This is a genomic window from Plantactinospora sp. CNZ320, assembly GCF_002846275.1.
The window spans coordinates 2,640,342-2,654,580 of sequence record NZ_PJMP01000001.1 but is presented as its reverse complement, the minus strand read 5'-3'; the positions used below and the strand labels follow the sequence as shown (position 1 = coordinate 2,654,580).

Genomic DNA, 14,239 nt, shown 5'->3' with positions numbered 1-14,239 from the left:
GGCTCAGCCCACCGGGGCAGGCTCGGCGATGCAGGCGGTGCCGATCCGGCGGAAGCCGACCCGGAGGTAGACCCGGGCGATCTGCTCGCTGCCGGCGGAGAGGAAGACCAGGTTCGTACCGTCGTCGAGCAGCCGGCGGGCCAGCGCGGCGGTGACCGCGGCGCCGAGGCCCCGGCGGCGCGCCGTGGGCAGGGTGGCGATGCCGGCGATCTCGGCGACGTCGTCGACCCGCAGCGCCATCCCGCTGGCCACCGCACCCTGGCCGGGCAGCTCGACCAGGGCGGAGATCCGGCGGCCGGCGGCGGTCCGGGTGCGCTCCTCGTCGAGCGAGTCGACCGGCAGCTCGACCAGGGCGGTGTCCCGGGCGGCCGGGCCCGCCGCGCCGACCTCGGTGCCGGGTGCGGCGAAGCCGACCGCCGCGACCGCGCGCCGGACAGCCACGTCGGCGGCGAAGGTCGGCGCCGCCGGGTCGAGAATCCGCACCGGCGTCGCCGCGAACTCCTCGGGCGGGGGCAGGGCGGCCGGGTCGAGCACCATCAGCGGGGCCTCCAGCACCGCCAACCCCGCCGACCGGGCCACCGCGAGCAGCTCCGGGTTGTTCTCGTGTACCCACTCGAACGCCTCGGGCAGCCCGAGGTCCCGCTGCCGCTGGCGGACCGCCGTCACGTCGGCGGCCGACGGCGGCTCCGTGGCGTCCAGCCTGGGACGGGCGTAGAATGGCCATCCCGCTCCATCGCGGACGAACAGCACCAGCCCGCCGAAATCCTCTGTGTGTGCCCCGTCACGCGGCACCGCATCGTAAAAACGTTCCAACCGGTCAAACGGCTCGTCTCGTACAGATGCCACCGGGGGAGCGTACACGTACGGGGCCCGGGACATGTGATCAATTCCGCTGCCTGCGATCGGTTCGCCCCTGGTGGACCCCGCCGGACCCTAACGTAGACTCGAGAGACCCAGCAGGGCCGACGTCGTCCCGACCTAATGATTGAACGTGAGTGACGACAGGAGCCCCGGTGGCCTTTCCGTACCCCCAGGAACCGCACCTCTCCTCGTCGGCGGGTGCCGACTCCGCGTCGACCGGCCCCGGCCGGGTTCCGGAGCGTCCCGACCGGACGGCAGCCCGGCCGCCGGAGCCACAGGGGCTCTACGACCCGGCCACGGAGCGGGACGCCTGCGGGGTGGCCTTCGTCGCCGACCTGCACGGGCGCCGCTCGCACGACGTCGTCGCCAAGGGCCTCGCCGCGCTCTGCCGACTCGACCACCGGGGTGCCCGGGGCGCCGAGCAGAACACCGGCGACGGCGCCGGGATCATGCTTCAGGTGCCGGACGGCTTCCTTCGCGAGGTCGTCGACTTCCCGCTCCCACCGGCCGGGCAGTACGCCACCGGCCTGGTCTTCCTGCCCACCGACCCGGCCGACGAGGCGCGCGCCCGCACGGTGCTGGAGAAGTACGCCCTGGTCGAGGGGGCCGAGATCCTCGGCTGGCGGGACGTACCCGTCCGTCCGGACGACCTCGGCGAGACCGCGCTGGCGGCCCGGCCGGTGATCCGGCAGGTCTTCCTGGCCGCGCGCCGGCTGACCGGCTCGCCGGCCGGTCCGGCCGGCACCCCGCTGACCGGCATCGACCTGGACCGGGTCGCGTTCTGTGTCCGCAAGCAGGCCGAGCGGGAGACCGCCGAGCGCGGCATCCCCGCCTACTTCCCGTCGCTGTCGGCCCGGACCATGGTCTACAAGGGCATGCTCACCCCGGACCAGCTCCCCGAGTTCTTCCCGGACCTGACCGACCCCCGGGTGGCGAGCGCGATCGCCCTGGTGCACTCGCGGTTCTCCACCAACACCTTCCCGTCCTGGCCGCTGGCCCACCCGTACCGGTTCATCGCGCACAACGGCGAGATCAACACGATCCGGGGCAACAAGAACTGGATGCAGGCCCGGGAGGCGCTGCTGCGCAGCCCGAGCATCCCGGGGAACATCCGGCGGCTCTTCCCGATCTGCACCCCGGCCGCCTCCGACTCGGCCAACTTCGACGAGGTACTCGAACTGCTGCACCTGACCGGGCGGAGCCTGCCGCACGCGGTGCTGATGATGATCCCGGAGGCCTGGGAGAACGACCCCGACATGACCCCGGCGAAGCGGGCCTTCTACCGCTTCCACGCCAGCCTGATGGAGCCCTGGGACGGTCCGGCCGCGGTCGCCTTCACCGACGGTTCGCTCGTCGGCGCCGTGCTGGACCGCAACGGACTGCGGCCGGGCCGGTGGTGGCTCACCTCGGACGGCCTGGTGGTGCTCGGCAGCGAGGCCGGGGTGCTCGACCTCGACCCGGCGACGGTGGTCGGCAAGGGGCGGCTCCAGCCGGGCCGGATGTTCCTGGTCGACACCGCCGCCGGCCGGATCGTGCTGGACGACGAGATCAAGTCCGAGCTGGCGGCCGAGCACCCGTACGACGAGTGGCTGCACGCCGGCCTGATCGACCTGGCCGACCTGCCGCCGCGCAAGCACATCGTCTACGCCCACCACTCGGTGCGCCGCCGGCAGCAGACCTTCGGCTACACCGAGGAGGAGCTGAAGATCCTGCTCGGCCCGATGGCCCGGGCCGGTGCCGAGCCGGTCGGCTCGATGGGCACCGACACCCCGATCTCGCCGCTGTCGACCCGGCCCCGGCTGCTCTACGACTACTTCCACCAGCTCTTCGCCCAGGTCACCAACCCGCCGCTGGACGCCATCCGGGAGGAGTTGGTGACCAGCCTCCAGGCGACCATCGGGCCGGAGGGGAACCTGCTCGACCCGAACGCGGCGAGCTGTCGCCAGGTGGTGTTGCCCTACCCGGTGATCGACAACGACGAGCTGGCCAAGATCCTCTCCATCGACGAGGACGGCGACCTGCCCGGCTTCAAGGCGGTCCGGGTCTCCGGGCTCTACCGGATCCGGGACGGCGCGGCCGGGATGAAGGCCCGGCTGACCGAGATCTGCCGGCACGTCTCGGAGGCGATCGAGGACGGGGTGCGCATCCTGGTCCTCTCCGACCGGGACTCCACCGCCGACCTGGCGCCGATCCCGTCGCTGCTGCTCACCGCCGCCGTGCACCAGCACCTGGTGCGGGAGCAGACCCGGACCCAGGTCGCGCTGATCGTGGAGTCCGGCGACTGCCGCGAGGTGCACCACACCGCGCTGCTGATCGGGTACGGGGCGGCGGCGGTGAACCCCTATCTCGCCTTCGAGTCGGTCGAGGATCTGATCAACACGGGTGCCCTGACCGGTGTCGAGCCGGCCAAGGCGGTCCGGAACTACGTCAAGGCGCTCGGCAAGGGCGTACTCAAGATCATGTCGAAGATGGGCATCTCGACTGTCTCGTCGTACTGCGGTGCCCAGGTCTTCGAGGCGGTCGGCCTGGACAACCGGCTGTTGCAGCGGTATTTCGCCGGCACGCCGGGCAAGATCGGCGGCGTCGGGCTGGCCGAGATCCACGCCGAGGTCGCCGCCCGGCACGCCCGGGCGTACGCCGAGAACGCCGGCCAGCTCAACCACCGCCCCCTGGAGGTCGGCGGCGAATACCAGTGGCGCCGCGAGGGCGAACTGCACCTGTTCAACCCCGAGACGGTCTTCCTGCTCCAGCACGCCACCCGCAGCCGGCAGTACGACGTCTTCCGGGAGTACACCGCCAAGGTCGACGGGCTGGCCGAGCAGGCCGGCTCGCTGCGCGGGCTGTTCCGGCTCCGCACCGGGGTACGCGAGCCGGTACCGCTCGACGAGGTCGAACCGGCAAACGAGATCGTCAAGCGCTTCGCCACCGGCGCCATGTCGTACGGCTCGATCTCGGCCGAGGCGCACGAGACCCTCGCGGTCGCGATGAACTCCCTCGGCGGCAAGTCCAACACCGGCGAGGGCGGCGAGGACGTCGAACGGCTCTACGACCCGACCCGGCGTTCCGCCGTGAAGCAGGTCGCCAGCGGTCGGTTCGGGGTGACGAGTGAATATCTGGTCAACGCCGACGACATCCAGATCAAGATGGCCCAGGGTGCCAAGCCCGGCGAGGGCGGGCAGCTCCCCGGCAACAAGGTCTGGCCGTGGATCGCCCGCACCCGGCACGCCACCCCCGGCGTCGGGTTGATCTCCCCGCCGCCGCACCACGACATCTACTCCATCGAGGACCTGGCCCAGCTCGTACACGACCTGAAGAGCGTGAACCCGGCCGCCCGGGTGCACGTCAAGCTGGTCAGCGAGGTCGGGGTCGGCACCGTCGCGGCGGGCGTCGCCAAGCTCAAGGCCGACGTCATCCTGATCTCCGGCCACGACGGCGGCACCGGCGCCTCCCCGCTCAACTCGCTCAAGCACGCCGGCACCCCGTGGGAGCTGGGCCTGGCCGAGGCACAGCAGACGCTGCTGCTCAACAAGCTCCGCGACCGGGTCACCGTGCAGGTCGACGGCCAGCTCAAGACCGGCCGGGACATCATCGTCGCGGCGCTGCTCGGTGCCGAGGAGTACGGCTTCGCCACCGCCCCGCTGATCGTCGCCGGCTGCGTGATGATGCGGGTCTGCCACCTGGACACCTGCCCGGTCGGCATCGCCACCCAGAACCCGGTGCTGCGGCAGCGCTACACCGGCCGCCCGGAGTTCGTGGAGAACTTCTTCCTCTTCCTCGCCGAGGAGGTCCGGGGCTACCTCGCCGAGCTGGGCTTCCGCTCGCTGGAGGAGGCGATCGGCGCCACCGAACTGCTCGACTTCGCCCCCGCGCTCGACCACTGGAAGGCGCACGGGCTCGACCTGCGGCCGGTGCTGCACGTACCCGAGCTGCCGGCCGGTGCCGCCCGGCGCGGCGTACGGGCCCAGGACCACGGGCTGGACCGCTCGCTGGACAACGAACTCCTCGCCCTGGCCGAACCGGCGCTGCGCGACGGCACCCCGGTCCGGGCGGCGGTGGCGGTACGCAACGAGCACCGCAGCGTCGGCGCCATGCTCGGCGGCGCGGTCACCCGACGGTTCGGCGGGGCCGGCCTGCCCACCGACACCATCGAGTTCGACCTCACCGGCACCGCCGGCCAGTCGTTCGGCGCCTTCCTGCCCAGCGGCGTGACGCTGCGGCTGGCCGGCGACGCCAACGACTACGTCGGGAAGGGACTCTCCGGCGGCCGGATCGTGGTCCGCCCCGACCCGGCGGCACCCTTCGCCGGCGGCCTCGACGCGCCAGCCGGCCCGAACGGCCGGGCCGAGGACCAGATCATCGCCGGCAACACCATCCTGTACGGCGCCACCGGCGGGGAACTGTTCCTGCGCGGTCGGGTCGGCGAGCGGTTCGCGGTACGCAACTCCGGGGCGGTGGCGGTGGTCGAGGGGGTCGGTGACCACGGCTGCGAGTACATGACCGGCGGTGTGGTGGTGGTGCTCGGCCAGACCGGGCGGAACTTCGCCGCCGGCATGTCCGGCGGTACGGCCTTCGTCTGGCAACTCGACACCCGCCGGGTCAACCCCGAGCTGGTCGACCTGGCCCCGCTCACCGACGACGAGCGGGTCACCCTCTACGACCTGGTGCAGCGGCACTTCGCCGAGACCGACTCGTCGGTGGCGGAAGGGCTGCTCAAGCGCTGGCCGGAGGCGGTGCGGGAGTTCACCGCGGTGGTGCCCCGGGACTACAAGCGGGTCATGGAGATCATGCGGATCGCCCGGGCCGAGGGCCGGGACGTGGACGAGGCGGTGATGAGCGGGCTCGCCGCGCCGGGCGTACCGGCACAGCCCGCCGCCGCCGTCACACCGTCGCCGCCCACACCGGCTCCGCCCGCGTCCCCGGCCCGACCGGTCGCCCCCGGTTCGCGCCCGTCCCAGGAGGTGGCTCGTGCCTGACCCGAGCGGATTCCTCAAGCACGACCGGAAGCTGCCGGCCCGTCGCCCGGTGCCGGTGCGGATCTCCGACTGGCGCGAGGTGTACCCCTCCGCCGACGAGGGCCTGATCCGCGACCAGGCCACCAGGTGCATGGACTGCGGCATCCCGTTCTGCCACGACGGCTGCCCGCTGGGCAACCGCATCCCGGACTGGAACGACCTGGTCCGGACCGGCAACTGGGCGGCGGCCATCGAGGCGCTGCACGCCACCAACAACTTCCCGGAGTTCACCGGGCGGCTCTGCCCGGCGCCCTGCGAGGCAGCCTGCGTACTCGGGATCAACGGTGGGGCGCCGGTCACCATCAAGCAGGTCGAGGTCGAGATCGTCAACCGCGCCTTCGACCTGGACCTGGTGGCTCCGCAGGACGTACCGGCACCGTCCGGTCACTCCGTCGCGGTGGTCGGCTCCGGCCCGGCCGGACTCGCCGCCGCCCAGCAGCTCGCCCGGGCCGGGCACGCGGTGACTGTGTACGAGCGGGACGACGCGATCGGCGGGCTGCTCCGCTACGGCATCCCGGACTTCAAGCTGGAGAAGGAGCACATCGACCGGCGGATGGCCCAGCTCACCGCCGAGGGCGTCGAGTTCCGCACCGGGGTGAACGTCGGCGTCGACGTCACCGCCGAGCAGCTCCGGGCCGAGCACGACGCCGTGCTGCTGGCCTGCGGGGCGCTCGCCGGCCGGGACACCCCGGCGACCCCGGGCCGGGCGCTGCGCGGCGTGCACCAGGCGATGGAGCACCTCGTCGCGGCCAACCGCGCGGTCGCCTCGGCGGCCGGCGGCCAGCCCAGCGTGAACGGGCGGGAGTCGTCGACCCCGCTCGACGCCGCAGGCAAGCATGTGGTGATCATCGGTGGTGGTGACACCGCCGCCGACTGCCTGGGCGTGGCGCACCGGCAGGGCGCGGCCGGCGTACACCAGTTGGACCTCTACCCGCGACCGCCGCAGGAGCGCGACGAGGCCCGCGACCCGTGGCCGACCTGGCCGTGGATCCTGCGGGAGTACCCGGCGCACGAGGAGGGCGGCGAGCGGGTCTTCGCGGTAGCCGTGCAGGAGTTCGTCGACGACGGCACCGGCCAGGTACGCGCGGTCCGGATCGCCGAGGTGACCGTAACGAAGCGGGACGGCCAGCGGCTCCTGACCGTGCTGCCCGGCACCGAGCGGGAGTTGCCGGCCGACCTGGTGCTGCTGGCGATCGGCTTCGAGGGCACCGAGGAGCAGCCGCTGCTCGACCAGTTCGGCGTGACCCGCAACCGGCGCGGCGCGGTCGACGCCGACTCGGGGTGGCAGGCGGACGGCACGCCGGGGGTCTTCGTCGCCGGTGACATGCACCGGGGCGCCTCGCTGATCGTCTGGGCGATCGCCGAGGGCCGGGCCGCCGCGGCCGCGATCCACGGCTACCTGGGCGGAGCGAGCCAGCTCCCGGCCCCGGTGGCGCCGTCCACGCAACCGCTGGCGGTCCCGGCCCGCTGACCGTCCTGTTCGGAGCGGTCGAGCGAGGGCGACGCTGACCGGCGACGAGGGTCCGCGCCAGCTGGGCGTGGACCCTCGTCGACAGGCGACACCCCGACGAGGGTCAGTCGATCAGCGCGAAGCTGGCGTAGTACTCGCCCCGGGGGTCACGCGGTGCCGTGCGGTCGGCGCTGACCTCGGTGCCGACCCAACCACGGAACCGTCCACTGTTGTCGATGACCTGGAGCAGCGGCCGGACGTGGCTGTTCAGTTCGTAGCAGGCGGTGTACGACAGGCACTCGCACCAGAACTCGTAGGTGTTGCGGCGCCCGCCGAACTGCCCGCTCAGGTAGTAGAAGCGCCGGTTCTGGTTCGGGTCCGCGAGCTTGTCCACGCACTCCTGGTAGTCCGGACGGCTGGTGGCGCAGCACGAGGCGGGATGGCAGCGGGCGTTGTACTGCACGTCGCCCAGGCAGGATCCGTCGTCGCAGATCTCCCAGGTGGACATGTCCATTCCGCCGCTGCTGCCCCGGGCCCAGTTCGTGATGGCATTGCCGTTCCACGACTGGCCTTCGAGCAGGAAGGTGCCCCGGCCCCGGATCGCGCTCATCGGCGCCTTGCTGGCCGAGTCGAAGCCGGCGTTGCTGCCGTATCCGATGCCGCTGGTCAGCGAGTAGTTGTCACTTGCCAGCGCGATCCGGCCCAGTCCGTTACCTGCGTCGGAGACGCTCCACGTCTCCACCAGGTTCACCGTGCTGGTGCTGCCGTTGACGGTGCTGCGCGTCCAGGTCACCGTCACCTGTCCGGTCGCCTGGTTGACCGCGTACGTGCCGGTGAACCGGCCGTTGGGCTCGCCGGAGAAGCCCGGCGCGGTCTTGATGGCGCAGTTGTTGCGCGGGTTCTGCCCCGGGGTCCAGTTGCCGCAGTAGTAGACGTCCCCGCTGCGTTCCGGCAGGGGATTGTCCTGCTGGTTCCAGGTCCAGAAGTTGTGTTCCGCGGTGTTCGCCGTCGGGCTGAAGACCAGGTAGCCGAGCCGGACGTAGTTGCGGTAGGCGTCGGTGCGGAAGCCTGCGGTGCTGACCACCCAGTTCGACATGCCGAGTGGTGCGGGTGCGGCCTGCGCGACGGGTACGGCGACGAGTTGAGTGATGGCGACCAGGGCCGCGATCAGCAGGGCGGCTGTTTGTGCGGGTCTGCGCACGGCAGTCTCCTCGGGGAACCGGGACGAAGAGTGACCGGAGCAGGATAACGGCCAGGCCGCAATTATGGGGGACGATTCACGTCACGAGATGGAAGGCGGCCCCGAGCCGCCGAGCGGAGTCATCCGAGCTGCACCTGTGGGACGCGCCGTCCCGCTCGGGTACGGGCGCAGGAGGCGGTGCCACCCGCCGGCCGATCGGCGCTCAGCTGTCAAACGAAGGTGAACATCCGGCTGCCCCGGTCGAGCGGCCGGGGAGTACCGGTGAACCGGTGCGTGCCCACCCCGAAGCCGGCCTCCGGTGCGGAGAGCCAGCTCAGTTCGAAGCCCTCGGCCGCGAACCACTCGCAGATCCGGGGCACCAGATCGGGCTCGCCTCGGTGCCGGGTCCAGATCACCGTGCCACCGGTCGCGCAGAGCTGGGTGCAGTATCCGACCGTGCGTCGGACGTCGGCGTCGGTGATGTTGCCGAAGACGCCGCAGACCAGCACGAGGTCGGCCGGCGCCAGATCGGCGTACCGGTCGACGAGTGCGGCGTCCCCGACGACCACTTCGACGCGGTCCAGCCCGGCCGCGCGGGCGGCTCCGGCGGCCACCGTCGCGTTGCGGGGGTCCAGTTCGACCAGTCGCGCGGTGACGTCCGCTCGGCGGGGATGCCCGGCCAGTACGCCGAGCAGGTCCCGCCCCTGCCCGGCGCAGAGGCTGACCGCCCGCACCGGTCCGGGCGCGGCCCGGTCGAGGAACTCTCGGATCTGATCCTGCACCGCCGCGAGCCGGCCGCTCAGGGGCGAACCCGGATCCGCGTAGTCCGCATGCCACTCGTGCCAGTCCCGCTCCACCACGCCCCGAGGCTACCGGGCGACGACGGCGCGCGCGGACCTCACCGCCGGCCCGGACCCGAGCAGCAACGTCATCCTCGACGGACCGGTCACCGCCTACCTGGTCCGGCTCACCGGCCTCTCGCTCGGCGGTCAGGGCCGGCTGCTCGTCGGCGGCAGCACCGTCACGATGACCGCCGACGGGGCACCGCCAAGGTGAGCACCCGTCAGCAGGTGAGCCCCGTCAGCAGGTGAGCACCGCCTGCATCTCGTGCCGGCGCCCGGCGGCCAACTCGGTCAACAGCGCAGGTGCCTCGTCGAACGGCAGCACCGCCGAGACCAGGTGCTTGCGTACCAGGTCGCCGTAGTCGCGGAGCAGGGCGATCGTCTCCGCCGACAGGCGGTCGCGGTCCCAGGTGGGGGCCAGCCCGCGCGGTACCCGGCCGATCTGCGCGCAGCGCAGCGAGAGTCCATTGTGATGAAACTCCTCGCCGAGCCGCACCAGATCGGCACCACCCTGATAGAAGGCGAGGTCGATGACGGTGCCCTGCGGGCGGAGCAGCCGCAGCGCCAGATGCAGGGCCGACGCCTGACCCCGACACTGGAACACCACGTCGGCGCCCCGGTCGTCGGCCGCGTGCCGCCACCGCGTCTTCAACACCACGGCCGGATCGTCGGCGGTCGGGTCGAGCGTCTCCAGGCCGAGCGCCTCGGCAACCGCCCGCCGCTGCGGGGTCGGATCGAGTACGACGACCGAGGCGGCACCGGCCCGCCGGGCGAAGAGCGCGGTCAACAGCGCCACCACTCCCGCCCCGGTCACCGCGACCCGACGCCCCCGTACCCCGTCGCCGAGGTCCCGCACCCCGCTGCCGTACAGGTCGGCTGCGGCGTGCAGCAGCCCGTTGGCGCAGATCGGTCCCATGTGTGCCACGTAGATGCCGAGCAGTGGATCCAGATCGGCCGGTATCGGCACCACCCGGTCCACCCGCGGATCGCCCCGGTACGCCGTCCGGTGCCCGTACGTCATCGCCACCACCGCCCCTTCGGCCACCGCCGGGGTACGGCTGCCGGTCACCCGCCCGACCTCCATGTAACCGAGCCGGGTCACCGGGTACGGGGTGGCCGGCGCCCCCTCGACGAAGAGCCCGAGGGTGCCGTCCCAGCCGGCCGACAGGTACGGGTTTGTGCCCTTGACGTAGCTCAACTCGGTACCGGCGGAGATCCCGCTGAACAGCGTCTCGACCCGGAACGTGCCGTCGGTCAGCGGTTCTGGCTCCTCGGAGCGGAACGCCACCTCGTGCGGACCGGTGACCACCAGGTTCCTGTCCCGCTCAGACATGTGCCGGCTCCAGCGGCGGCACCCGGACCGGCGCGCCGGTCGCGGCCGACTCGGCGACCGCCAGCGCCAGCAGATGGGTGCGGAGCGCCTCCGGGTAGGGCACCCGGATGTCCGCGCCGATTCCCCGTACCGCGTCGACGAAGGCGCGGTCGACGTCCCGGCGAGCCTGCTCCGGGTCGCCGGTGATCCGGTGCTCGCCGTCGCCGTTCCGCACCAGCAGGCCGTCCTCGGCGACCGAGAGCGCCAGACCGTCGGCGTACACCTCCAGGCCGGCCCGGTGTTTCCAGCCCAGCGCACAGGTGGTGCCGAGCGTGCCCACCGCGCCGGTCGCGAACCGCAGCGTGGCGGCGGTCGCGCCGTCGACGTCAGCGCCGTCGACCCCGGGTGGGGTGCCGTTGCCGGCGGCCCAGACCTCCGTCACCTCGCCGGCGAGGTGACGGGCCAGGTCGAGCACGTGTGCGGCCTGCTCCACCACCGGGCCGCCGGACCGGTCTCGCCGGGGCCACCAGGCGACCGGCGGTACCTTGTCCAGCCAGCTCCCGGCGACCAGCCGGACCTGCCGATCGGCGAGGATCCGGCGCGCCTCGTCGACGACGGTCAGATAGCGCCAGTGGTGGCCGACTGCCGTCACGGCGCCCGACTCGTCGACGAGTCGGTTGATCCGCAGCGCGGTTCCCCGGTCCAGCGCGATCGGCTTCTCCACGAAGAGGGCCAGACCGGCGGCCAGCACCGCCTCCTCGGCGTCGCCGTGCGCGAAGGGCGGCACGCAGACGTATACCGCGTCCAGCTCCGCCGCCAGCAGCGTGGCGACGTCCGGGAAGAGTCGGGCGCCGCTCGACTCGGCCAGCCGCGCCGCCGCCTCCGGCACCACGTCGGTGACCCCGACGATCCTCACGTCGTCGAAGCCCGACAGCACCCGCGCGTGCCGCTGCGCCACGCCGCCCGCACCGACAAGTCCCACCCGGCAGATCCGCATCCGCCACCTCCCGTTTCGACCGCACCGGACCTTCGCCTTCTCCGGCTCCGCCGGTCGGGAAACCTCGGAGCCGCATCCAGCGGGTCGGGTCGGGAAGACCTCGGAGCGGCATCCGGCGGGTCGGGGAGACCTCGGAGCGGCATCCGAAACGAAGCTTTCATCCGCCCGTCGCCGGCACGCCGTTCTTCGGAGATCAAGTTGTTAGCCGGTCTCGGGTTTGCCGGAGCGGCCCGAGGAAACTGTTCGGCCCGGCGTTCCGGATCGTGACCTTGGGGGGAATGTGCCTGTGCGACCACATTCAGAAGCGAGCGTTCCACCCGTCGTAGAGGCGTGGAGCACGTACCGTACCGAGAACTCCACGAAGTGGACGGCCCAGCGGCTGCTGAAACTCAAGGGTGAGCAGCGGGTCAGCGTGGTGCTACCGGCCCGCGACGAGCAGGCCACCGTCGGCACCATCGTCAGCGCGCTGCGACGGCACCTGGTCGAGAAGGCACCTGTCATCGACGAGCTGATCGTGGTCGACTCCCGCTCCACCGACGCGACCGCGGCGGTCGCGTCCGCCGCCGGGGCCCGGGTGGTCAGCCAGGACGAGATGACCCGGGGACTGCCCCGGCTCGACGGCAAGGGTGATGCGCTCTGGTCCGGGCTGGCCGCCGCCACCGGTGACATCGTCGCCTTCGTCGACGCCGACCTGCGCCGGTTCTCGCCCCGGTTCGTCACCGGGTTGGTCGGGCCGCTGCTCGCCGACCCGAGCGTCGCGTTCGTCAAGGGTTTCTACCACCGCCCACTTGTCGGCGCGGGGGGCGTCGAACCCGACGGCGGCGGCCGGGTCACCGAGCTGATGGCCCGACCCCTGATCAGCATGTTCTGGCCGGAACTGGCCGGCTTCGTCCAGCCGCTCGCCGGGGAGTACGCCGGCCGCCGGGAGGTGCTGGAACAGATCCCGTTCGTCTCCGGGTACGGCGTCGAGATCGCCATGCTGATCGACCTGCTGGACCTGGTCGGGTTGGACGCACTGGCGCAGGCCGACCTCGGCGAGCGGTTCCACCGGCACCAGGACACCGAGGCGCTGGGCCGGATGTCGGCGCAGATCCTCTACACCGTGTGGTCCCGGCTGCACCGGCGGGGACTGGTCACCGAGCCGGTGCCACCCGCCGCAGCGCTCACTCAGTTCCGGCGGGGCGGTGACCACGCCCTGCCCAACCTCGACCGCGAGATCGTCGTCACCGACGTGGCGGTCGCCGAACGTCCACCGCTGGCCAGCTTCTCCCGGCGGACCCGGGTGGCCCGGGAGCGGGCCCGCCGGCTCGCGCTCGCCACGGCGACCGCGACCGGGGCGGTGACCGGCGCATGAGCCTCACCGTACTTGTCAACGCCGGCCCCTGGCTGCCGGTGCCGCCGAACGGGTACGGCGGGATCGAGAACGTGATCGCCACCCTGGTACCCGAGCTGCGCCGGCTCGGCGTACGGGTGGTACTGGCCACGGTCGGCAGCAGCGAACTGCCGGTGGACGAACGGCTCTCGGTCTTCGCCGACGGGCAGTTCAGCAGCCTGCAACGGCCGTACAACCAGGCGTGCGGGGTGGTGCAGAGCCACCTGCACGCGGTGGTGCGTACCCTGCGGGAGCGCGACGACATCGACCTGGTGCACGACCACGTGGAGGCGGCCGGCCTGGCCACCCTGGCCGCGCTCGGCCCGGACGCGCCGCCGGTGCTGCACACCCTGCACTGGGACCTGGCCAAGCACCCGGAGCTGTACGGCACCTTCGACGGCGGCGACCGGGTACGCGTCAACGGCGTCTCCGCCTCGCAACTCGCCCGCGCGCCGCAGGCCCTGCGCGACCACTCGGTCGGGTACGTGCACCTGGCCACCCCACTGGCCACCGACGCTGACCGGCGTCGCCCCGCCGACAAGGCCGGACACTTCGTGGTGCTCGGCCGGATCAACCCGGGCAAGGGGCAGGACATCGCCGCCCGGCTGGCCCACCGGGTCGGGTTCGACCTGGTCCTCGCCGGTCCGGTCGGGCCGTACCGGCAGCCGGCCGACCTCGCCGCCGCCGCTGACGATCCGGTGGCGGCGGCAAACCCCGACGTCCAGTTCTGGCGGGAGCGGGTCGCCCCGCACGTAGACGGGGTACGGGTCCGCTGGATCGGTACCGTCGCCGGCCAGCAGCGCGACGACCTGGTCGCCACCGCCCGGGCCACGCTCTTTCCGCTGCGCTGGGCCGAACCCGGCGGTACGGCGGTGGTCGAGTCGCTCGCCCTCGGCACTCCGGTCGTCGGGTTGCCCGAGGGCTGCCTGCCGGAGTTGATCCAGCACGGTGAGACGGGCCTGCTGGCCGGTCACGAGGACGAGTTGGCGGCGCTCGTCCTCGACGCGGACCGGATCGACCCGCGCCGCTGCCAGGCCGAGGCGGCCCGGCGGTTCACCCCGGAGGTGATGGCCCGCTCCTATCTGGCCCTCTACGAGCGCGTCCGTGCCCTGACCGCCACTCCCGTGCTGACCTGAGCCGGGGTCAGATCCGCAGGTCGCCGAGGGACGGGACGCGGCTCGAAGCCAGCATGGTTCGTTCCCGTGCCGGCTTC

General features: G+C 72.5%; 9 protein-coding genes. 4 read left to right on the top strand and 5 right to left on the bottom strand.

Going from position 1 to position 14,239, the window contains the following annotated elements; translation table 11 throughout:
* Positions 1-3 precede the first annotated feature (3 nt).
* Positions 4-879 carry a GNAT family N-acetyltransferase gene (locus tag CLT71_RS11570; RefSeq protein ID WP_101367101.1) on the bottom strand — a complete coding sequence of 292 codons (876 nt, stop codon included), beginning with the start codon at positions 877-879 and terminating at the stop codon, positions 4-6.
* Positions 880-1,178: 299 nt separating this feature from the next.
* On the opposite strand from CLT71_RS11570, the gene gltB reads away from it, so the two are divergent.
* Together gltB and CLT71_RS11560 are read left to right on the top strand one after the other, a co-directional pair.
* Positions 1,179-5,834, top strand: coding sequence for a glutamate synthase large subunit (gene gltB / locus CLT71_RS11565; RefSeq protein WP_486483666.1), 4,656 nt, complete (start codon positions 1,179-1,181; stop codon positions 5,832-5,834).
* The gene (locus tag CLT71_RS11560; RefSeq protein ID WP_101367099.1) at positions 5,827-7,344 is read left to right on the top strand and encodes a glutamate synthase subunit beta; all 1,518 of its coding nucleotides are present in this window, start codon (positions 5,827-5,829) and stop codon (positions 7,342-7,344) included. Before gltB ends, CLT71_RS11560 begins: the two co-directional genes overlap by 8 nt.
* Before the next feature lie 103 nt (positions 7,345-7,447).
* Here the strand turns inward: CLT71_RS11560 and CLT71_RS11555 are convergent, their stop codons facing one another.
* The 4 genes from CLT71_RS11555 to CLT71_RS11540 all read right to left on the bottom strand — a co-directional run bounded on the left by CLT71_RS11555 (position 7,448) and on the right by CLT71_RS11540 (position 11,654).
* Positions 7,448-8,524, bottom strand: a complete 1,077-nt coding sequence (locus CLT71_RS11555; protein WP_101367098.1) for a hypothetical protein — start codon at positions 8,522-8,524, stop codon at positions 7,448-7,450.
* 209 nt (positions 8,525-8,733) lie between these two features.
* Positions 8,734-9,363 carry a class I SAM-dependent methyltransferase gene (locus CLT71_RS11550; RefSeq protein ID WP_486483210.1) on the bottom strand — a complete coding sequence of 210 codons (630 nt, stop codon included), beginning with the start codon at positions 9,361-9,363 and terminating at the stop codon, positions 8,734-8,736.
* Positions 9,364-9,583: 220 nt separating this feature from the next.
* Positions 9,584-10,678 carry a zinc-dependent alcohol dehydrogenase gene (locus CLT71_RS11545; protein WP_101367097.1) on the bottom strand — a complete coding sequence of 365 codons (1,095 nt, stop codon included), beginning with the start codon at positions 10,676-10,678 and terminating at the stop codon, positions 9,584-9,586.
* Positions 10,671-11,654 (bottom strand): Gfo/Idh/MocA family protein, encoded by a 984-nt coding sequence (locus CLT71_RS11540; RefSeq protein ID WP_101367096.1) that lies wholly within the window; start codon positions 11,652-11,654, stop codon positions 10,671-10,673. Before CLT71_RS11540 ends, CLT71_RS11545 begins: the two co-directional genes overlap by 8 nt.
* 286 nt (positions 11,655-11,940) lie before the next feature.
* On the opposite strand from CLT71_RS11540, the gene CLT71_RS11535 reads away from it, so the two are divergent.
* Together CLT71_RS11535 and CLT71_RS11530 are read left to right on the top strand one after the other, a co-directional pair.
* Complete coding sequence (locus tag CLT71_RS11535) at positions 11,941-13,008, top strand: glucosyl-3-phosphoglycerate synthase (RefSeq protein WP_101367095.1); 1,068 nt, start codon at positions 11,941-11,943, stop codon at positions 13,006-13,008.
* The gene (locus CLT71_RS11530; protein WP_101367094.1) at positions 13,005-14,162 is read left to right on the top strand and encodes a glycosyltransferase; all 1,158 of its coding nucleotides are present in this window, start codon (positions 13,005-13,007) and stop codon (positions 14,160-14,162) included. The genes CLT71_RS11535 and CLT71_RS11530 overlap by 4 nt, the downstream gene beginning before the upstream one ends.
* Positions 14,163-14,239: the final 77 nt, after the last annotated feature.